We start from the raw sequence: 18,612 nt of genomic DNA on the forward strand, positions 1-18,612 counted from the left end.
CCTAACCCTTCTCACCGAAGACTTGACGGAACCGCGGATCGAGTCGATCGCGCAATGCATCGCCGACCAGGTTCAGAGAAAATGCCGTCGCCACGATCATCATGCCCGGGAAGAAGAGCAGCCACGGAGCGCGCGTGATGAAGGTCCGCGATTCCGCCAGCATATTGCCCCAGCTCGGAATGTCCGGCGGGGCGCCGAGGCCCAGGAAGTCGAGTGAAGCCGCGCCGAGCTGCGCGAACGCGAAGACGAAGCTGGCCTGCACGAGAAGTGGTGAGACCAGGTTCGGCAAGATGTGCCGACTGATGAGCCACGCCGCTCCGGCGCCCATGCTGCGAGACGCCTCGACGTAGGTTTCCGCGCGCAAGCGCAGTGTCAGTCCATAGACGATGCGGGTCGTCGTCGTCATGTAGCCGATCCCGATGGCCAGAATGACGGTGGCCACACTCGGGCTCAAGATGACAATCAGGCCGAGTGCGAGAAGCAGAGTCGGGAAAGCCATCAGCACGTCGACTATGCGCATCAGCAGGTGACCCAGCCGCGGGAACAGAGCGGAGAGTACGCCGGCGGGAACGCCTGTCGCGAGAGCGAAGACGACCACGCCCGAGCCGATCAGAAGCGCCATGCGTGCTGAATGAATGGTGCGCGACAGGGTATCCCGGCCGAATTGATCGGTGCCGAACCAGTGGGTCACGTTCGGCGGCGTCAGACGGATCAGGGGATCGATGGCATACGGATCGTAAGGCGACAGCCAGGGTGCGAAGACCGCGGCGAGCACAGTCGCCAGAAGAACCCCGAGCCCGGCCAGCGCGATCGGGCGGGCGATGAACGGCTTGAGCCACAATGTCACGCTGTCGCTGCTCATTGCAGTTCAACCCGCGGATCGAGCAGACGATAGCTCAGATCGACGATCAGATTGATCAGGAGATAAACCACCACGATGACCAGGATGACGCCCTGGATCACAGGGTAGTCTCGGCGAAGGATCGACTGAACGACGAGGCGACCGATACCGGGCAGGGCAAACACGGTTTCGGTCACCACCGCTTCGGACAGTAGTGCGGCGAAGGTGAAGCCGAAGGCCGAGACGACCGACAGGAGTGCATTACGCCAGATGTGGCGACGCACGACCTGCCACGGCCGAATTCCCTTTGCACGGGCCGTGCGCACGTAGTCCTCCCGGGAGACGTCGAGCATGCTGGCGCGCGTCAGCCGCAGGATCAAAGCGGCATTCGGAGCCGCAAGCGCCAGGCTTGGGAGGACGAGATAGCGGAGATTGACGACACCACCTTCGAAGATCGACGGATAGCCGGAGCTCGGAAACCAACCAAGCCAGGCGGCAAAGATCAGGATCAGATAGAGCCCGACCCAGAACGTGGGTATCGAGGCCATCAGCATCGCCCCGCCGGACAATCCCTGATCGAGCCACGTGCCGTGCCGGACCGCCGCAATCATGCCGATCGGCACCCCGATGACCGCAACCCAGATCATCGTCATGGTGGCGAGCAAAGTGCTGGTCTCGGCGCCATCGGCAATTACCGACAGCACGGGCGCCTGGAAGAAGATCGACCGCCCGAGGTCGCCCTCGAGCACATGGCCGGCCCAAGTGAGATATTGCAGGATAATCGGTTGGTCGAGACCGAGCTGGTGTCGCAAGGCGTCGATCTGGTCGGGGGTCGCGGTGTCACCGAGCAGAACATAAATCGGGTCACCCGGTACGATATGGATGAACGCGAAGATGATGATGGACGCTGCCAGCAGCGTCACCGCCGTCGTTGCTGCGCGCTTGAATGCGTAAGACCACATGTGATTGAGGGCCTGGTCAGCTGCAACGATGCGCGCCGGCGCCGGCGCTCGACAGTCTTCGTGGCCTCATTGCCCGTCCTTACTTCGTGGACACATTCCAGAACACGGGACCGTTTGGGTTGAGCCCCTTGAGCTTGGGAGATGCAATGTCATAGGTGTAGGCGTCGCCTACTTTCATCACCGGTACCTGCTCATAGATCAGCGACTGGATCTTGTCCCATGTCGACTTGCGCGCGGCTGGATCGGTCGTGTTGATCAACTCGGCTCTAAGCGAGCCGATCTCGGGGCTGTCCCACCAGCCGGGATAGCTCGCATTCAAGAACGTGAGCAGCAGCGGGTCGGGCGCGAAGGAATGGTGGGTGACGAAGATGTCCCATTGTTCCGGCTGGCCGCGCATCTTCAGAAGGGTAGCCCAATCGACGACCATCATCTGAACATTGATCCCGGCGTCGGCCAGCTGGCGGGTGAAGACGGAGGCTTCGTCATAGTGTGCCTGGTAGTTCGTCGAGACCAGCAGGCGGATCGGCGTCCCCGTGTAGTCCGCCTCCTTTGCGAGCTCCTTGGCCTTCTTCGGGTCGTGCGCACTGTAATTGGAGACGCCTTCGCTCGAGTACCAGGGTGTGCCGTTTGGAAAGATCGATCCTTCAGCATTCCACAGGTCCTTGGGACCGAAGGCGACGCGCAGTGCCTGCGACTTATCCAGCGCGGTCTGGATGGCGCGGCGAAGCTTGTAATTGTCCTTCAGGATTCCCTGCTTCGAGTTCATGAAGAACAGGCCGAAGATCGGCGCGTTGGTACGCTGCACCTGAACCGATGGATCTTTGCTCAGGGACTCGTACAGATCACCGGAGATCATTTCCGCATAGTCGTAGTCGCCCGCCTGCACGCCGCTCACGCGCGTTCCGACGTCAGGCACCGGAATGAACCGGATCTTGTCGAAGCTCGCAACGCGGGCGCCGGCGAAGCCGTCACCCTTTTCCTTCACCGGCTTGTAGCCGTCGAACCTCTCCACCTCGACATAGCGGTTCGGCCGCCACTCCACGAACTTGTAAGGCCCGGTGCCGATATAGTCCTTTTGCTCGATCGGCCGGTTCCCCGCTTTGGCGGCTATGTCTTCCGGATAGATCGCAAGACCGCCATTGACGTCCGCAATGAGAGCCTTCCAGGCGCCGTTCGGCGCGGACAATTTCAGGGTGACTTCATACTGTCCGGTGGCCTCGACCGACGTAGCCGCCGCCATCAGGAGCTTGCCGCGGGCACCGAAACTGCCCCATCGCGTCATCGAGGCGGCCACGTCCTTGGCGGTCATCTCCTTGCCGTTGTGGAAGAGGACACCTTCGCGGAGCTTGATGATGATGGTCCGACCGCCGTCTTCCGTGCGATCGCTCTCGGCCAGCATCGGACGCGGCGTATAGGTCGAATCCAGCGCATACAGGGTCTCGAAGATGTGGCGGCCGATGACCGATGCGACGTCGGCTGTCGTCAGCATGACATCGAGCGGCGGCGGTTCTCCGATGGTGGCTTCGCGCAGCAGCGTGGCGGCATTGGCCTGTGCAAGCAAGAATGACGCGGTGGCCAGCCCCACGACGCCACGCATCAAGACACTTGGACCGTATCTCATGATCGCCCTCCCGCCTTGCTGACCGCCTGCTTCCCGGTGCAGGGGATGTGCCTTTCAGCTGTTGGGCTGCTGGCACGCTATTGGTTGTTTGAAAGTTACATACACAATTTGCCAATTATCAAGCGGAAAATGCTATTTTTTGATGGGGCATGCCGATATACGTTTGGTCGATGCTGAAGGTTTCTTACGGCAGCTTCCCGCCAAGGGCGCAGGTGGATCTGACCTGGGGAAGGGCAGGCAATGGCGCGTGCAAAGCGAAATCATCCGGCGAGAGCCGTTGGTGCAGCGATCTCGAAGCCGTCGGGCGACGACAATGTCGTGGCCGGCGACATCATCTCCCTTATCAGGCAGAGCGCTCCAAGCCTCAGTCCGTCGGAGCAGCGCGTTGCCACGGTGCTGCTGGCCGATATGGAGTTTGCCGTTCACGCCAGCAATTCCGAGCTGGCCCGCCGGGCGCGCGTCAGCGAGCCGACGGTAACCCGGTTCAGCCGCTCCGTCGGTTGCCGGGGCGTCCGCGACCTCAAGGTGAGGCTGGCTCAAGCAATGGCGGTTGGGCGGATTTACGTTGAGCCTCCCCCGCATGTCGGGACCGATCTGGCACGCCCCGCGCTCTGGCGGTCGGTGTTTCAGGAAATTCGTCGTGCAATTGCCGCTGCCGAGGAGGGACTTCGCAAGGACGACATCGAGAGGGCTGCCGAAGCGATCTCCCGCTGTTCGAAGCTTGCTGCGTTCGGGGTGGGGGGCGGTTCCACTCTTGCGGCGGCGGAAGTTCAGAACCGGTTCTTTCGTCTTGGGGTCGCCGTCTCGCATGCCTCCGATCCGAGCTTGATGCGCATGATCGCCGCGACCTTCGGGCGGGATGACGTCGTCGTTGCCATCTCGACCACCGGTGCGGCGAACGAAGTGATCGAGGCAGCCACTATCGCCAAGCAATACGGCGCCTTGGTCGTCGCAATTACAAAGCCGCAAAGCAGGCTGGCCTCAATCGCCGATATTGCGCTTGGCGTGCACGTGCCCGAAGCGCCAGACGCGCTTAAGCCGACCGCGTCGCGCTATGCATTTCTCGCCACCATCGATCTGCTCGCAGCGTCAACCGCCTATTGCAAGCCGCTCGAAGCCCAGGCCCGCATGCGGCGGATTAAATACGAGTTGCTGAAGGGGAGCGACGGGGACGCCAAAGGGCCGCTGGGGGACTGAAATATTTACAGTGGCCCAATGAGGATTTGGTCGGTGCATGCCGCTCGCATGTGGCAACATCAATCGCGCTGTGAAACCTGAACCGCACATCCCGCAGAAAAACCATCCGGCAGGATGCGGTGCTCAAAGCCGGCAACGACGACTATCAGCGGCAGACGTAGCTGCCATTGACCAGAACGCGGACACACGCCGTGCCGACCGCGGCTGCACCAACTGCTGCGCCGCCGACGACCGCGCGCCTGGTGGTGCGCCGTGCTACGCCGGCGACTGATACGGGCGTCAAGGGCCGCCCGACTCGTGCTTCAGCCCGGCCGAGCGAGAGCGAAAGGCCTTCCTCCGCCGACCAGTCGATCGAGCCGGACACTCCGAGGGCGACCACGGCAACCGCGAGTGATAGCTTTGTGACCAAACCACGCTTCATGATAGTCTCCGCCTGTGAGAGTGAATTTGGATCGCTCCACGGACTGGCGCTCGGACCATTGATCAAGATCAAGGAACCGTCGAAATCGTGAAGCTTTTAAGCGAAAGCGAAACACCAGAACGATTCAGTCGGGTTCGGGTACATGCGTCACCCTTTTCGCCGCTTTTTTACTTCTGTATGCAGAGCGGCCTCAGTGTCTCGTCGCTGCTGCGCGCTTTCGCGTATTCCATCAGCGCCGTCCGGGCTGCTTCGCAACGCTCTGCGCTTGAAATTCATGTGTCGATATGACGGCGCCATTCGCGACGCCAAGCCAGCTGATGACGACCAGAACATAGGTCATGGTATCCTCCCCTCAGCCGTCACCTCCTGAGCGCAGACTAGCGCGAGAGGCGGCTTAATGAGCGCCGCCCATCGCGCCATCATAAAGCTCTATTGGCACACGTACATGATGCCTTCGCCGCCCTTCACCAACGAGCCTGGGACGCAACCGATGCCGTTGCGCGCCGCATAGTCGGTCCAGCCGCTATAGCCGTAGCTCCACGGTCCGCCAAAATAATAGGCTCGCACCGCGTACCAGGGCAGACCGTCATTCGTGTAGTAGTGACCGCGATAATAGGGAGTGACGTATAATCGCGTCGCCGCTTGCGCCTTGTCGACCTGCAGCGAAATTCCGCCTTGGTCGTTCCAGCCGATGGACAACGTCGTGCCGCATACGAGGACGGCGACGGCAGCGGCAATCTTCCTTGCGCTCGCTGAGTTCATGGACCTTCTCCAAAAATGAACTTCAACGTCATAAGACCAACGCAGCACCAGGGCCGTGGCTTGCTTTAGATCAAGGGATTCAACAAATCGCATCTGCTTCGTCTTCGATTTTACCGGGTCAAGTTCGGATCGCGTTAAGGGAATCTGGATGACGACGCTTTGACGTCGAGTGCAGCCCGCCGGGTCGCATCGGAAAGCATGCTGTCACGTGGTGCACCGGCTCTCTCCACACTTGAGCCAAGTATGCCATCGTGCGAACGCTTCTCGCTCGGATGCGTCAGGCCGTCGGTGACAAGCTCCGAGACGGCATGACGCGTTTGGATCTGCTCTTTATCATTTCTGCCGGCGTAGGCTCGTGTTGCGCCGCGACCAATTGGTTGAAGGCGAAGAATAGCCGGGCGGTGATACCGCCTTTCCATCGGTGCTCATCAGGAAGCGCCTGGGCCGCCAGGCGCTTCCAGCTTCTTGCCTCGGCCATCTAGGCCGTTTGGTTTGCCGGATCCTCGCTTGCAAGCTGCCGGCAAAGTGCTGCACGCGAGCTCAGTTCGAATTGGCTCATCATCGGCCCTCCCTGCCAGAAGCTCGATGTACGCGGTGAGAATTCTGCCTTGCCTGCTGCATCTCTGCAATTGCTCTCCCGGCCATCGTACTAAAGGGCATGTCACTGACACTGACCAAGCCGTGCGGCACTACGCGAGGCCGTGTTTGGGACAATTCAATTCGTTGATCTGGCTCAAGCGAAGCCGCGTTCGGACGCGGTGAACATTAGCCTTGCTGCAGCGTGCATGCGCTTACCGACGAAGTGCCGCCATGCCTCAGCAAGTGCTTCACCAGGGGCGCGCCGCGGCTGACGCAACGGCGGGTCGATTTAGGCTACCACGTCCATGCAGGTTGCATTGCTGCGCCAATTCTGCCGCCGTGGGCCGTTGCTTGCCAGACGAAGATCTGCGGCGGCAATGGCGCTGACGATGCCCATCTCACGATATCTGTTCTATGTCGGCGGTACGTTGCTCGCGATGCTCTTCGTTGCGGATGCCTTGGTGCCGGATCGGCCTGCCGTACGCGGTGAAGCTGCGCGCTCCGCCACCATCCGCATCCATTCCGATTGGAAATTGCCGGAGCGGGTCGTTCTCGACACGAGCCGGCCCACGATTGTCGCAACCGACATCGCCAAGGTCGAGCTTGGTGCCCTGCCGGGCGCCGACTTCCAACAGACGCGCGTTCGCGAGGCCTTTGCTCAGCTCGGACCGCTCGATGCCGAACGACCGCCAGCGCGTTCGTCGGCAAAGGCTGATGCGAAGCCGCAGCGTCAAAACAAAATTGTGAGGAGGCACATCGAAAAAAATATCCGGCTCGTCGCGCGGCCGCCGCAGTACGGCTGGTTTGGTAACCAGGTTTGGTGAGCGTCTCCGATGGTCGCATCTTCGGAGTGGGGCGCCCGCCATGATACTGTCAACGAGCGCACGTCGAGGCATTGCCCAATCAAACGTCCTCAAGATCGGGAGTAACTGACATGAGTGAAACGTTAAGGTCTGGACGGGTCGATCGTCGCGAGGCGTTTTCGTTGCTCGGATGGGCCGCTGTACTCGGATTGGCGACATCCGGCACGTTCCTGTTCGGAACAGAAGCGCCGGCGCAGACGATCGGCATGGAGCGACGCCAGGAGAGGCGGGGAGCCCGCTACGAGCGGCGTCAGGAACGGCGCACGGGGTCGGACTGAACGCCGTTAGGAAAGGCGGACAGGGCGCACGGAGCGCCGCGAAGAGCGGCGCAACTAGGACGTCACATGATCTTACCGATCTTCATTTGCCGACAGATGTCCGCTTGATTGATATCCGGAAGCTGGCGGATGCCGCAAACCTGGTACGTCACGTTCGAGGTGCACAAGCGCGGGACCTTGCCGAAGCGGCGAAGTCCCCGGGAAACGCGCACATTCGAGAGCGAAGCCGAGGCGCGGACCTTCGCGCGAGAGAAATTCAACGAGGGATTGATCGTGTTCGCAGGCACGCTCAATCCCTTTTTGCCGCGACGGTTGATTCCCTCGAGCGACATTCCGTCCTGGATCGAGCAGGGCCGAGGCGACGAGATTACCGGCCCCGATGCCAAGCGCGACCCGGAGAAATAGGCGGGCCATCACGGTGGTTGATGCGGATGACTGGAGGTGACTCGGAGCGGACGGCTGCCTGTCGGCCAATTCGGATACTGGCGCAAGTCGTTCGACTCCGCGGGCGAGGCAAACCGAAGCCTGGTTCGAAATGTCTTGAGTGTTGCCATTTTGGCACGTGGAGTTTGCGGCCTCGCCCGTAGAGTTTCAGCTGGAAGTTGGGGGATGATTGCAATGCAACAAGCCGCCGTTCGAGCAATCAAAAAGCGGCCGGCAAGGAGAGAGCATGATGAAAAGACTTCTGCTGACAACAATTGGACTGGTGGCGTTGGCCATGGGACCCGCCATGGCTGCCGATATGGCCGTGAAGGCGCCGCCTCCGGCACCGATTATTCCGATCTACAATTGGACGGGGTTCTACATCGGCGGCAATGGTGGCTGGGCGCAGAACCACAACTGCGTGGATTTCCTTGACGCGGCCGGCGTCGCCGTCGCTTCCGGCTGCCGCGATCGATCCGGTGGCGTCATCGGTGGCCAGCTTGGCTATCGCTGGCAGGCCAGCCAGTGGGTGTTTGGTCTGGAGGCTCAGGGCGATTGGGCGGATCTCAGTAACCAGCGCGTCAGCCTGTTCGATCCGACGCTCTCCACGCGCGCCAAAACGAGCGCCATCGGCCTCTTCACCGGCCAGATCGGCTACGCCTGGAATGCGTCACTGCTCTACGTGAAGGGCGGCGCGGCGGTGACAGACAACCGGCTGAGCGTCCTTGATACTGCGTCCGGCGTCGAACTCGCCGCGCAAAGTGCGACCCGTTGGGGTGGCGTCATTGGTGTTGGATTCGAGTACGGCTTCACCCCGAATTGGTCGGTGGGGCTCGAATACGATCATCTGTTCATGGGGCACCGGAATAATTCGTTCACGGTCGCCGATCCGCGCCTTGCCGCTTTTGTGAACGACCGGATCACCCAGGACGTCGATATGCTCACAGTGCGCTTCAACTACCGCTTCGGCGGGGCCAACCCGGTCGTCGCAAGGTACTGAGCTCTCCAGGGTCTGACGTCTTCAGGGGGCCGGCAGTCATGTCGGCCCTCATTTTTGTGGCCGTACCGCGCAAGCCAGTCAGCGCCTGTCGGCGCGATCGACCGGACCGCCGCGGTTGGTCGGAGTGCCGGGCCGCATCGCTTCCCGTGCGGCAGCGCGTGCGACGGGACGCACTCCCAACACGACGCCTGGCCTCGCGACGCAATGCGCCGGATAGTCCACGTTTTGGCAGTATATAATGACGTTGGCGCTTTCAGGACTCGCGAGAACCAGCTCGGTCGTCATGAATGCAGCTGCTAGTCCGATGCGCCTCCTCTGTTCGAAACCGCAAGTCGATGTCAGCGCTCCTGCCTGCGTGCTGATCCAGATCAATGGAGGTATCGCGCTCGCGCTGCCATTGCGCCACGGCGACAACAAGAGCGCGTGTGCTCGAGAGAATCCGAGGCAAATCTACCAGCCGGAATAGTAGCTCCGCCTCGCGTAGTAGCCGCCATAACCGCCATAGCTTCCGTAGGCGCTGTAGGCGCTGTAGGCACTGGGCGGACAATAATCATAGCCGTATCCTCCGCCGTAAGAGGAGTATCCGCCGCCGTAGTAGGGATATGCACCATAGTAGCCGGAGCTTGCGATCGCGCCACCGACGACCGCCCCCGCGACCACTGCGCCGGCGCCCCAGCCACGGTAGCCTCTAGATCCGTAACCTCTGTAGCCATATCCGACGCCGCGATACCCCAAGCCACGATAGCCCAATCCCGCTCCGCGGTAGCCTCCGCCCCATCCGCCGCGATTACCCCAGCCTCCGTAGCGCACTTTCATCACGTCGTTATCAAGCGTGGCTCTCATCGCGCCAACATTGGTGGGCAAAGGCGCTGCTTCGCTTTCGGGTACGGAAATCATGGCGCTCGCGACAGTAAGAAATGCTGCCAATGCCCCTTTGATGAACCTCATAATGTCCTCCACCGCGTTGAAATCTCGACTGACCGGCGAGGGAGGGATTCCGTCGCGCCGGCGGCATGACCGTGCATATGAAATGTTGCGATCGTTACAGTGTTTGAGGCCAAGCGTGAGCTGAACCCGCCCGGACTTCAGCTGTAGGAGAGCCGCGACGCTTGATCTGGATCAAGCCAGCTGAGCGAGAGCAGGGGCTAGTTCGCCTCAGCATGCGCGGCATGAGCTGAAGGCGAGTCCGTGAAAACACTCCGCCAGATATTCTCCGGAGACGAGATCATCCAGCTTCTCATCCGGCTGGGGTTGCTGGGGCTGTTGCTCATCTGGGCGCTCCTCCTGGTCCGCCCATTCGTGCCCATATTGGCCTGGAGTGTCGTGCTTGCCGCTGCCCTTAATCCGGTGTTTCGGCGCCTCAGTGACATTCTCGGTGGCCGACCGAAGCTTGCAGCAACGATCCTTACTCTCGTCAATCTTGCTGTTGTGATCGGACCCGCGACCTGGCTGGGCATGGGCGCGGTCGACGGGATCACCGATCTTGCCGCCCAAATGACGGCTGGCGAACTGCACGTGCCTTCGCCGCCGCAGTCTCTCAAGGATTGGCCCGTCATCGGCCCTCAGCTCTTCGATCTCTGGGACCAAGCGACGACCAATCTCCGATCGCTCTTGCGCGCTGTGGTGCCCTACCTGAAGCCATTCGCGGCGACCCTGCTCGGATTTGCAGGCAATGCCGGGGTAGGTACGGTCAAGTTTCTGCTGTCGGTGGCGGTGGCCGGGGTGCTGTTTCCGTATGGACCTCAGCTCGTGGGGGCGGGTCGCAGCTTTCTGTCGCGCGTCGTGCCCGACCAGAGCGAGCACTTTCTCGACCTGGCAGGTGCCACGATCCGTGCTGTGGCCCAAGGCGTGATCGGCGTCGCCATCATCCAGGCATTGCTGGCGGGCATCGGATTCAAGGTGGCCGGCATCGCCAGCGCGGGGCTGCTGGCATTTGCGGTGTTGTTGTTGTCGATCGTGCAAATAGGCGGCGCTATTGTCATCCTGCCGGTCATCATCTGGATCTGGACCGACAAGGAATTTCCGATCGCGCTCCTGCTGACGGTGTTTTTCGTGATCGTTTCGGTTCTCGACAACATCCTGAAACCACTTGTCATGGGCCGCGGCCTGACCACGCCAGCGCTCGTGATCCTGATCGGGGTGATCGGAGGAACCCTCTTCCATGGGATCATCGGCCTCTTCATCGGACCTATCATCCTATCTGTGGTCTGGGAGCTGACGGTGGCCTGGATTCGTACCGAACGTGCCGTGCCGGCGAAACTGGCGATCGAGCTTTGACCCATATCAATTCGACCGAGCCTTTCAGGTAAAGCGATACAACCACGAGGTCGGAACGTGGTGGTGGAAATGTCTGGCCCGCCTGGTCCGGCTGCTGTGGCCGCCGGTGCTGATGCAAGGCTTCGACATGCTCCGACGAGTGCGACGTGAGTGCCATGGATACCATCCTTGTCATCGATGCCGGCTCTTCCCGCCTCAGGTTCCGGATCTATTCGATCGAAGGAGAAGGAAGCCTGCGGCAACAGATCAAGGGACGGATCGACGGGATCGGGCGTTGCCCGCGACTGCAGGCGAGCAGCGCCGGCGGCGATCCGCTTGCCAATCGCGCCTATCCGATCGACGCAGTGCCGGATATTCTGGCCGCACTGAACATTGCAGACGCCTGGTTGCGGGATGAGCTTCATATCAGCCCCATTGCTATCGGGCACCGCGTCGTTCACGGCGGTGCAGAGCATGACCGGCCGGTCCTGATTGATCATGGGATCCTGGCGCGCCTGGAAGGAATGACCGCGTTGGCGCCGCTTCATCTGCCGCATAATCTGGCGCCCATACGATCGATCCTGACCGACTTCCCAACGCTGCCGCAGGTCGCCTGCTTCGAGACCGCATTTCATCGAGCCCATGCTGCGGTGGCCGATCACTACGCGATCCCTCGTGGGCTTCATGCCGAGGGCGTACGGCGCTATGGATTTCATGGCCTCTCCTACGAATACATCGCGAAGACCTTGCTGAGGGTTGCGCCGGAAATCGCGATGGGACGCGTGATTGTCGCGCATCTCGGGAGCGGGGCATCAATGTGCGCCCTCCATGGAGGACGGAGCGTCGAGAGCACCATGGGCTTCACCGCGATCGACGGACTGCCGATGGAAGCGCGACCAGGGCAGATCGACGCGGGAGTTGTGCTCTATCTCATCTCGGAAAAGGGAATGGCGGCGTCCAGGGTGCAGGAGTTTCTCCACGGAGATTGCGGGCTGAACGGCCTCTCGGGCCTCAGCGGCGATATCCGTCAGCTCGAGGCAAGTGAAGATGTCAACGCGAAATTCGCGATCGACTATTTCGCTCACTGGGTCGGCCTTAACGCCGGTATGCTCTCAGCTGCGTTGCAGGGGCTCGATGCGTTCGTCTTCACCGCCGGGATCGGCGAAAGCTCCGCGTCGATCCGTTTGCGCGTGGCGGAGCGGCTCGCATGGCTCGGTGTCGAGCTTGATGTGGCGCAGAACGCGCGGCAATCGCAGCTGATATCGTCTTCAGCGAGCCGCATTCCGGTTTACGTCGTGCCGTCCGACGTGGATCTCATGATCGCGAGACACACGTTGGCGCTGCTGATGAACAGCAGCGCGACAGCATCAAAGGGGGCATCGTGATCGGTTCTGCTTGATCGGGGTTGCAGTCAAACGTAGAGAGCTTTGGTGGTCGGCGCTTGCCGGATCATCGGACGACTTCTTCGATGTCCGCGCTAGGAGTGCGCAATGGCGGTCCAGTTCCTGCTCGGTACCTTGATCAGCGTGATCAACATCATGATTCACGCGCTGGTGACCGTTGCGGCCATCGATATCGCTCGTACCGCTGGCTTGAAGCATACGGCGCGGCCCCGGTCGCACCTGATGGCCGTGATGGTCACCACTGCTGTCATTTTGATGGTTGCGCACACTGTCGAGGTTCTCATTTGGGCGCTCGCCTATGCGACGGTCGGCGCGGCGCCTTCGGGGAGCGATCTGCTATATTTCACCTTCGTGAACTACACCACGCTCGGCTATGGGGACATCACGCCCGCCGCGGGGTGGCGGCTGACGGGACCCATGACAGCGATGAACGGCATCCTGATGTTTGGTTGGTCAACCGCAGTTCTTTTCGAGGTGCTGCGCAAGACGGTGGAGCATCTTGCGGCGATCGCGGCGCCACAGTCTAATTCTGGAGATCGAGGCTAGCGAGCTTCAGCCTGTCCAGCAGCACGATCTGGCGCTGGGTGTTTCCGATGAAGCCGAGGATGCCGAGCTCATGCAACCGCGAAAGTGCCCGGGATACGGTTTCCAGCGTTAATCCGAGATAGTCAGCGATATCGCGCCGCGACATCGGCAGCGCCATGATCCCGGCGGCCGTCAGCCGCTTGTCCATCTCGATCAGGAAGGCTGCGACCCGCTCCAGCGACGTCTTGCGGCCGAGCAGCAGCATATGGTCTTCCGCATGCTGAAGGTTGGTCGTGGTCATGCTCAGCAGGTTACGAGCCACCACGGCGTCGTCCTGCGCAACCAGCTCGAGACTTTGGCGCCTCACGAGGCGAACCGTGGTGTCGACGATCGCTTCCGTCGTGAACCTGTGCGCGCTGCCGTTTTCCAGCCCGAAGATGTCGCCCGCAAGGTGAAATGCGCCGATTTGGCGTCGGCCGTCCGACAGGAGCTTGTAGCTCCGCACAGCACCCTTCTTCACCTGATAGACGTACTCCGCGGCCTCCTTTTCGCCGTAGACTTCCGAGCCCTTCTTATAGGTAAATTCGTTTAGACTGATGATTGGATTTGACTCGGTGTTTAGCCCGAGCTCCCGGAGCGAATGAAGCGGCGAAGAGGCGTCGGCAGCGGTGCGAACGAACATGGCCAACTCCCGAACTGATGGTGGCGCGATATTTCCATGGCCGGGAGTAAGGAGCCGCCGAAAATCCGCTTCCCGCGAGGGTTGTTTAGGTCATAAGTGGGGTTTTCAACCATTGTCTGTAGGTGCATTGTACCAAGGTACAGGTAGGGTTCGATGCGCTGGATTGAGAACCCGTCAGAGTGTCTGTCAGATGGTGCGGCAATATGCCGAAAACGGACGCTCCGTTCGCGGTTGTGGCATCCCAATCTGGCTGCTTTGCTCAGGCATTAACGGCACGTCTGGTTGCTGCATTTGAAGTACCCGTCGAGGGAGAAAAACTTGCCCGGCTTCGTTTATGTCGTGGACGACGACGCATCCTTCCGGATGGCGATCCAGCGTCGACTCAAACTGGCCGGGTATGAAGTTGTGACCTATGCGTCCGCGCAGCAGCTACTGGATGATCCGCCAGGGTCCAGCCATCCGGGATGTATCTTGCTTGATGTGCAGCTTCCGGGCCTGAGCGGGCCGGAGTTGCAAACCTCGCTCCTCCAATGCCAGTCGCCGCTGCCCATCGTCTTCCTGACAGGACATGCCGATACCGCGACGACGGTCCGTGCGATCAAGGCCGGCGCGGAGGACTTTCTGACCAAGCCGGTATCGTCAGAACAGTTGATCGATGCGATTGAGCGCGCGATGGCTCAACAGGAGGCGGTGCGCAGCCAACAGAGCAAGCTCGATTCGCTGCGTTCTCGCTTGACGTCTCTGTCGCGGCGTGAACGACAGGTGTTCGACCTGATCGTACGCGGTAAAATCAACAAGCAGATCGCCTATGAGCTTGGAACGACCGAACGTACGGTGAAAGCGCACCGCCACCAAGTGATGACTAAGATGCAGGTACTGTCGTTTGCCGAACTGGTGTCCGCTGCCGAGCGGCTCGGTCTTCTGGATTCGGAAAAGGCGTAGTGCAGGCCTATTTTCGTGCGCTTCGTCAGGTCTGCGGTGAGACCTGTACGATGGGCCAATATGAAATGTTATTGACATAGTTCGGCCTGGACCGCCTACATACCAGCGTCGTTAGCCGTCGGATTAGCGCAGGAACCATTGCCGCGTAGCGTCGTTGCGACGCAAGTGCCGGGTTTCCAATCAGAAAGACGGGTCCATTGTTTGCACGTAAGTCGATTTACGTCGTGGATGATGATTCATCGATGCGCCGAAGCTTGGAGCGGCTGCTTCGGAAGCACGGCTTTGATGCGGTTGCTTTTGATTCCGCCGCCGCGCTGCTTCGTTATGGCTGCATCGACGAGGCGTGCTGCATCGTTCTGGATATCAATCTGAACGGAGAGTCGGGCATCTCACTCCGCCGCAGGCTCGCTAGCGAGGGTGCCACGACCCCCATCATCTACATTACCGGCAACGACTGCCAGGCGAATCAAGTGGCCGCGATTCAGTCCGGGTGCGCCGCCTATCTGGCCAAGCCCTTCGCGGCAAGCGCACTCATCGACTCCATTGAACGCGCCTGCGCCGGGCATAACTGATCTCGCCGTTGCTCACTCCTCGATATCCTGCTCCAGCGTCTGAGCGGGCGCGCCATTGTGAGCTGAGGCGAATTGTGCCAGCGGCAACGATGTCGTCAGAGACAGAAGATTGGAATCGGTGACCTCGAGCACCAGCGCCTTGCCGGCTTCCATGTCCTTGACGAACTTGGGATCGGCGGCGTCGGCGGCGATACAGGCATTGCTCAGGCACCAGGTGTAGGGCAACGACTGGGAATGTCCCTGATCGACGGTCAGCTTGGCAGGCCGTTGCAGATACATCCCGACGGGGACAAACACTTGTAGCCGGGCAGTGGGGTCGGCGTCACGCTCGATCAGGTCCACGCGCACCGCCATCTGGCCCGTTGCAAACTTGCCGGTGATCGAGGTCCGGCACAGCATCGGCGCACCGCCGGGCTTGACGCAAAGCTTCCGCCAGTCGCCATAGGTGATGTCTCTGGCTTCGCGCTGTCCGCGAGGCGCGAGTTCGGTGGGTTTTGCCTCGCGCGCATGCTGTTGCGCTGCAGCATTCTGGGACGAAGCGGGTGCGGCAATAGCCGTTGCGAACAAAAGCAACAGATGGGCTCGCGTAGGCTTACGTCGCGGCTTGAGAGCAGGGTTGATCATATTGCGCCTCCAGGCGTCGGCGTCTGCGGCTACTTTTGCGCATTGAGGAATTTTTCGACCAGTGGTGACCACGTCGCGATCGTGTCGGGCGAGCCGATGAAGAAATGCCCTTCGTTGCCAAAGGGCGGCATCAGATGATATTCGGCCCTGCCGCCGGCAGCGGTAAAGGCGTCATGCATGCGCTTCGACAAGGCCGGACCGAAAAACGTGTCGTTCTCGATATAGAACCACAGCATTGGCACCCGCGAGGTTCGGCCGAAATCGGCAGTTGCTTCGACCAGCTTGTCCGGTGCGCAATTGTTGTTGGGTTTGCCGTCGACGCGCCCGCCGCGTCCTGCGGCGAATGTGATGATTGCCTTCACCTGCGGTGGGTTTGCGCTTGAGAGCGCAATGGACGCCCAGCCGCCCGCGGACTGTCCGACGACGACCACGTCCATCGGCAGAACGCGTTTCTCGGCCACCATGTAGTCGATGATCCAGAGATCGACCTGCGCCACCGCACGCCCGGCGTCGTGGAAGTTCGGATTGGTGCAGTTTCCGACCTTGGAGAAGAACGGTCCATAGAGACCGTGCTCGGGAATATCGATCGCGGCTGCGCCGTAGCCGGTGCCGACTGGTGCCACCACGAGGTAGCCGCGCTTGGCAAACCACTTGGCGGCGTCGCGGAACTCCACCAGCGGGAAGAAGCTGCGATCGACGGCCTTGAGCGACACGCCGTGGTTCATGATCGCCAGCGGGAAGGGGCCGTCGCCGACGGGCCGCACGACATAGGCGAACATCGGCAGCGGTAGCGGCAGGGCCCACATCTCTTCCTGGATCCGGACATTGTCGTCGGCGCGTACAGGGGCAAGAAAGCAGGCCGAAATGCTCAATGCCGCCGCCAGGTAGGTCACTGTTGACCGCAAATTCACGCGCGCCTCCTTCAACCGGCGAAAGTGCTGGCCACGATGATCGGTCCAAGCACGGTCAGCACAACATTGCCGACAGCGTAAGGCACGGCGACCCCGAGCACGGGCGTCTGGCTTTCTGCAACTTCGCAGGCGCCGGTAACGGCGGCGTCGACGGTCATGGCGCCGGCCAGCGCGCCGCAGATGATGACCGGGTTCATGCGGAGCACGCGATGGGCAAACAGGGTCGTCACGATCAGCGGCACCAGCGTGACCACCACGCCCATGCCGACCAGCAGCATGCCTTGCGACTGGATCGCGACCCAGGCTGCGTGGCCGTTGCCGAGCCCGATCGCCGCGATGAAGCCGCCAAGGCCGAGATCGCTCAGCGTCTGCTGCGCTGCGGGCGGCATTGCGCCCATTGTCGGCCGCCGCGAGCGCAGCCAGCCGCAGAAGAGCCCCGCAATCAGGGCGCCGCCGCCACCTCCCAACGTCAGGGGCACCGACCCGATCTTTACGCTTGCGAGACCGGCGAGCAGACCCACGGCGATGCCTGCGGCAAGGAATGCAATGTCGGTGCGATCTTCGGAGCGCAGAATCTGTCCTACATGCGAGGCGGCGCGCTCAATGTTGCGGGTGCTGCCGACCAGCGTCATGACGTCACCGACATAGACGCGGGTGTCCGCGCTCAAGGGGACTTCACGTCCCATTCGCGTCAAGGTTCGGAGGAACACGCCTCGTGCGGCATCGCCGACACGATCGGCCACGTCCTTGACGGAGCGGCCATGGAGCTTGCGATTGTCGACAAGGACGTCGATCACGTTGCCCGGAAGCGCCTTCAGGATCTCATCGGCGTCGATTTCTGTGCCAACAATCGGTTTCGCGGCGACAATGGCGGCGGTGCGTCCCGCAATGACGATGTCGTCGCTCACTTGAAGGACGGTGTCGCGATGCGGCTCGACATCGGCGCCGTGGCGCACGATCCGCTCGATCACGCTGCGGCTGCCGATCTCGTCTTCGACGGCGCCGACGGTCCGTCCCGCCGCTGCCGACACCCGGTACGCGCGCGCCTGGAATTTTCGATAATGCAGATTCTCATTTTGTTGCGGGTTGCCACCCGAAAGCTCCGCCTCGAGCTTTGCAGCTTCCGCTTTCAGATCGATCCCCATCAATTTCGGCGCGACAAACGGCACGTACAGGAGCGTGAGGATATAGCCGAGCACGTAGGTGACGGCGTAGCCGGCGGCGATATTGGCGTCCTGCTGCTGCAGCACCTCTTTGGCCAGTCCAAGCTGGGCTAGCGCCCCAGATGCGGTGCCGATGACCGACGACTGTGTCAGAGCTCCCGCTGCAAGACCGGAGGCGGTGCCGGGACCGAGCGCGAACACATGGGCAAATACGAGAACGATGATGAGGCCGGTACCACCAAGCACGAGCGCGAGCGCGACCTGAGCCAGGGTCCGGATGCTCAGCGAGGCAAAGAACTCGGGTCCGGACCGGTAGCCGATCGTGAACACGAACAGGCTGAAGAGAATGACCCTGAGGAGGGAAGGAAACGTGAAGGTGCCGAGCTGCCCGATCAGGACGGCAACGATGAGCGTGCACGCCGTGGTGCCGATCGAAAAGCCGCGGATCCGGACGCGGCCAAGAATGGTCCCGAGCGCGACTGACAGCAGCAGGAAGATTTCCGGAGCGGCGGAGATGATCCATCTGACCGTGCTCATGGTGCAGGCCCTCCAGCCATTTGCGCCAATCTGGTTGGTGATACCCGGCG

At 61.3% G+C, this 18,612-nt stretch carries 20 protein-coding genes; 9 read left to right on the forward strand and 11 right to left on the reverse strand.

The window, feature by feature from the left end; genetic code table 11:
* Position 1: 1 nt before the first annotated feature.
* The 3 genes from IVA75_RS38520 to IVA75_RS38530 all read right to left on the reverse strand — a co-directional run bounded on the left by IVA75_RS38520 (position 2) and on the right by IVA75_RS38530 (position 3,424).
* On the reverse strand, positions 2–847 hold the full coding sequence (locus IVA75_RS38520) for an ABC transporter permease (protein WP_245287846.1): 846 nt from the start codon (positions 845–847) through the stop codon (positions 2–4).
* 11 nt (positions 848–858) lie between these two features.
* The gene (locus tag IVA75_RS38525; protein WP_247282351.1) at positions 859–1,803 is read right to left on the reverse strand and encodes an ABC transporter permease; all 945 of its coding nucleotides are present in this window, start codon (positions 1,801–1,803) and stop codon (positions 859–861) included.
* 79 nt (positions 1,804–1,882) lie between these two features.
* A complete protein-coding gene (locus tag IVA75_RS38530) occupies positions 1,883–3,424 on the reverse strand; it encodes an ABC transporter substrate-binding protein (RefSeq protein WP_247282352.1) in 1,542 nt (513 codons plus the stop codon).
* 318 nt (positions 3,425–3,742) lie between these two features.
* Between IVA75_RS38530 and IVA75_RS38535 the strand changes: the two genes are divergently transcribed.
* Positions 3,743–4,621 carry a MurR/RpiR family transcriptional regulator gene (locus IVA75_RS38535; protein WP_247282353.1) on the forward strand — a complete coding sequence of 293 codons (879 nt, stop codon included), beginning with the start codon at positions 3,743–3,745 and terminating at the stop codon, positions 4,619–4,621.
* Between the two features lie 145 nt (positions 4,622–4,766).
* Here IVA75_RS38535 and IVA75_RS38540 read toward each other — a convergent pair whose 3' ends face one another.
* On the reverse strand, positions 4,767–5,042 hold the full coding sequence (locus tag IVA75_RS38540) for a hypothetical protein (protein WP_027569328.1): 276 nt from the start codon (positions 5,040–5,042) through the stop codon (positions 4,767–4,769).
* Between the two features lie 429 nt (positions 5,043–5,471).
* Complete coding sequence (locus IVA75_RS38545; protein WP_027569329.1) at positions 5,472–5,804, reverse strand: hypothetical protein; 333 nt, start codon at positions 5,802–5,804, stop codon at positions 5,472–5,474.
* 884 nt (positions 5,805–6,688) lie between these two features.
* Between IVA75_RS38545 and IVA75_RS38550 the strand changes: the two genes are divergently transcribed.
* The 3 genes from IVA75_RS38550 (at position 6,689) to IVA75_RS38560 (ending at position 8,947) form a co-directional block, all read left to right on the forward strand.
* The gene (locus tag IVA75_RS38550) at positions 6,689–7,207 is read left to right on the forward strand and encodes a hypothetical protein (protein ID WP_245287849.1); all 519 of its coding nucleotides are present in this window, start codon (positions 6,689–6,691) and stop codon (positions 7,205–7,207) included.
* A gap of 446 nt (positions 7,208–7,653) precedes the next feature.
* On the forward strand, positions 7,654–7,929 hold the full coding sequence (locus IVA75_RS38555; RefSeq protein ID WP_027569331.1) for a hypothetical protein: 276 nt from the start codon (positions 7,654–7,656) through the stop codon (positions 7,927–7,929).
* 265 nt (positions 7,930–8,194) lie between these two features.
* Positions 8,195–8,947, forward strand: coding sequence for an outer membrane beta-barrel protein (locus IVA75_RS38560; protein ID WP_035962339.1), 753 nt, complete (start codon positions 8,195–8,197; stop codon positions 8,945–8,947).
* 78 nt (positions 8,948–9,025) lie between these two features.
* On the opposite strand, the gene IVA75_RS38565 is transcribed toward IVA75_RS38560, so the two are convergent.
* Both IVA75_RS38565 and IVA75_RS38570 read right to left on the reverse strand, forming a co-directional pair.
* The gene (locus IVA75_RS38565) at positions 9,026–9,232 is read right to left on the reverse strand and encodes a hypothetical protein (RefSeq protein WP_247282354.1); all 207 of its coding nucleotides are present in this window, start codon (positions 9,230–9,232) and stop codon (positions 9,026–9,028) included.
* Between the two features lie 165 nt (positions 9,233–9,397).
* Positions 9,398–9,763, reverse strand: a complete 366-nt coding sequence (locus IVA75_RS38570) for a hypothetical protein (RefSeq protein WP_247282355.1) — start codon at positions 9,761–9,763, stop codon at positions 9,398–9,400.
* A gap of 372 nt (positions 9,764–10,135) precedes the next feature.
* Here IVA75_RS38570 and IVA75_RS38575 point away from each other — a divergent pair, with 372 nt between their 5' ends.
* The 3 genes from IVA75_RS38575 (at position 10,136) to IVA75_RS38585 (ending at position 13,152) form a co-directional block, all read left to right on the forward strand.
* The gene (locus IVA75_RS38575; RefSeq protein ID WP_247282356.1) at positions 10,136–11,224 is read left to right on the forward strand and encodes an AI-2E family transporter; all 1,089 of its coding nucleotides are present in this window, start codon (positions 10,136–10,138) and stop codon (positions 11,222–11,224) included.
* Between the two features lie 155 nt (positions 11,225–11,379).
* Positions 11,380–12,588, forward strand: a complete 1,209-nt coding sequence (locus IVA75_RS38580; protein WP_247282357.1) for an acetate/propionate family kinase — start codon at positions 11,380–11,382, stop codon at positions 12,586–12,588.
* A 105-nt stretch (positions 12,589–12,693) separates the two neighbouring features.
* On the forward strand, positions 12,694–13,152 hold the full coding sequence (locus IVA75_RS38585) for a potassium channel family protein (protein ID WP_027569336.1): 459 nt from the start codon (positions 12,694–12,696) through the stop codon (positions 13,150–13,152).
* Here the strand turns inward: IVA75_RS38585 and IVA75_RS38590 are convergent.
* Positions 13,130–13,813 (reverse strand): helix-turn-helix domain-containing protein, encoded by a 684-nt coding sequence (locus tag IVA75_RS38590; RefSeq protein ID WP_027569337.1) that lies wholly within the window; start codon positions 13,811–13,813, stop codon positions 13,130–13,132. The genes IVA75_RS38585 and IVA75_RS38590 overlap by 23 nt on opposite strands.
* Positions 13,814–14,131: 318 nt before the next feature.
* Here IVA75_RS38590 and IVA75_RS38595 point away from each other — a divergent pair, with 318 nt between their 5' ends.
* Positions 14,132–14,755, forward strand: a complete 624-nt coding sequence (locus IVA75_RS38595) for a response regulator (protein WP_027569338.1) — start codon at positions 14,132–14,134, stop codon at positions 14,753–14,755.
* Between the two features lie 197 nt (positions 14,756–14,952).
* A complete protein-coding gene (locus tag IVA75_RS38600) occupies positions 14,953–15,327 on the forward strand; it encodes a response regulator (protein WP_247282358.1) in 375 nt (124 codons plus the stop codon).
* A gap of 12 nt (positions 15,328–15,339) precedes the next feature.
* Here the strand turns inward: IVA75_RS38600 and IVA75_RS38605 are convergent, their stop codons facing one another.
* Genes IVA75_RS38605 through IVA75_RS38615 form a run of 3 tightly spaced genes read right to left on the reverse strand, consistent with a single transcriptional unit; the run spans position 15,340 to position 18,562 of the window.
* Complete coding sequence (locus tag IVA75_RS38605) at positions 15,340–15,951, reverse strand: invasion associated locus B family protein (RefSeq protein ID WP_247282359.1); 612 nt, start codon at positions 15,949–15,951, stop codon at positions 15,340–15,342.
* 29 nt (positions 15,952–15,980) lie between these two features.
* Positions 15,981–16,856 (reverse strand): dienelactone hydrolase family protein, encoded by an 876-nt coding sequence (locus tag IVA75_RS38610; RefSeq protein WP_247282425.1) that lies wholly within the window; start codon positions 16,854–16,856, stop codon positions 15,981–15,983.
* A 17-nt stretch (positions 16,857–16,873) separates the two neighbouring features.
* On the reverse strand, positions 16,874–18,562 hold the full coding sequence (locus IVA75_RS38615) for a transporter (RefSeq protein WP_247282360.1): 1,689 nt from the start codon (positions 18,560–18,562) through the stop codon (positions 16,874–16,876).
* Positions 18,563–18,612 lie beyond the last annotated feature (50 nt).

It is taken from the genome of Bradyrhizobium sp. 134 (assembly GCF_023074155.1).
Classification (GTDB): Bacteria; Pseudomonadota; Alphaproteobacteria; order Rhizobiales; family Xanthobacteraceae; genus Bradyrhizobium.

Bases quoted from the DNA above. Each gene is read 5' to 3' on its own strand.
- IVA75_RS38525 (WP_247282351.1), bottom strand. From the start codon at position 1,803: ATGTGGTCTTACGCATTCAAGCGCGCAGCAACGACGGCGGTGACGCTG.
- IVA75_RS38530 (WP_247282352.1), bottom strand. From the start codon at position 3,424: ATGAGATACGGTCCAAGTGTCTTGATGCGTGGCGTCGTGGGGCTGGCC.
- IVA75_RS38540 (WP_027569328.1), bottom strand. From the start codon at position 5,042: ATGAAGCGTGGTTTGGTCACAAAGCTATCACTCGCGGTTGCCGTGGTC.
- IVA75_RS38545 (WP_027569329.1), bottom strand. From the start codon at position 5,804: ATGAACTCAGCGAGCGCAAGGAAGATTGCCGCTGCCGTCGCCGTCCTC.
- IVA75_RS38550 (WP_245287849.1), top strand. From the start codon at position 6,689: ATGCAGGTTGCATTGCTGCGCCAATTCTGCCGCCGTGGGCCGTTGCTT.
- IVA75_RS38555 (WP_027569331.1), top strand. From the start codon at position 7,654: ATGCCGCAAACCTGGTACGTCACGTTCGAGGTGCACAAGCGCGGGACC.
- IVA75_RS38560 (WP_035962339.1), top strand. From the start codon at position 8,195: ATGATGAAAAGACTTCTGCTGACAACAATTGGACTGGTGGCGTTGGCC.
- IVA75_RS38565 (WP_247282354.1), bottom strand. From the start codon at position 9,232: ATGACGACCGAGCTGGTTCTCGCGAGTCCTGAAAGCGCCAACGTCATT.
- IVA75_RS38570 (WP_247282355.1), bottom strand. From the start codon at position 9,763: ATGAAAGTGCGCTACGGAGGCTGGGGTAATCGCGGCGGATGGGGCGGA.
- IVA75_RS38580 (WP_247282357.1), top strand. From the start codon at position 11,380: ATGGATACCATCCTTGTCATCGATGCCGGCTCTTCCCGCCTCAGGTTC.
- IVA75_RS38585 (WP_027569336.1), top strand. From the start codon at position 12,694: ATGGCGGTCCAGTTCCTGCTCGGTACCTTGATCAGCGTGATCAACATC.
- IVA75_RS38590 (WP_027569337.1), bottom strand. From the start codon at position 13,813: ATGTTCGTTCGCACCGCTGCCGACGCCTCTTCGCCGCTTCATTCGCTC.
- IVA75_RS38605 (WP_247282359.1), bottom strand. From the start codon at position 15,951: ATGATCAACCCTGCTCTCAAGCCGCGACGTAAGCCTACGCGAGCCCAT.
- IVA75_RS38615 (WP_247282360.1), bottom strand. From the start codon at position 18,562: ATGAGCACGGTCAGATGGATCATCTCCGCCGCTCCGGAAATCTTCCTG.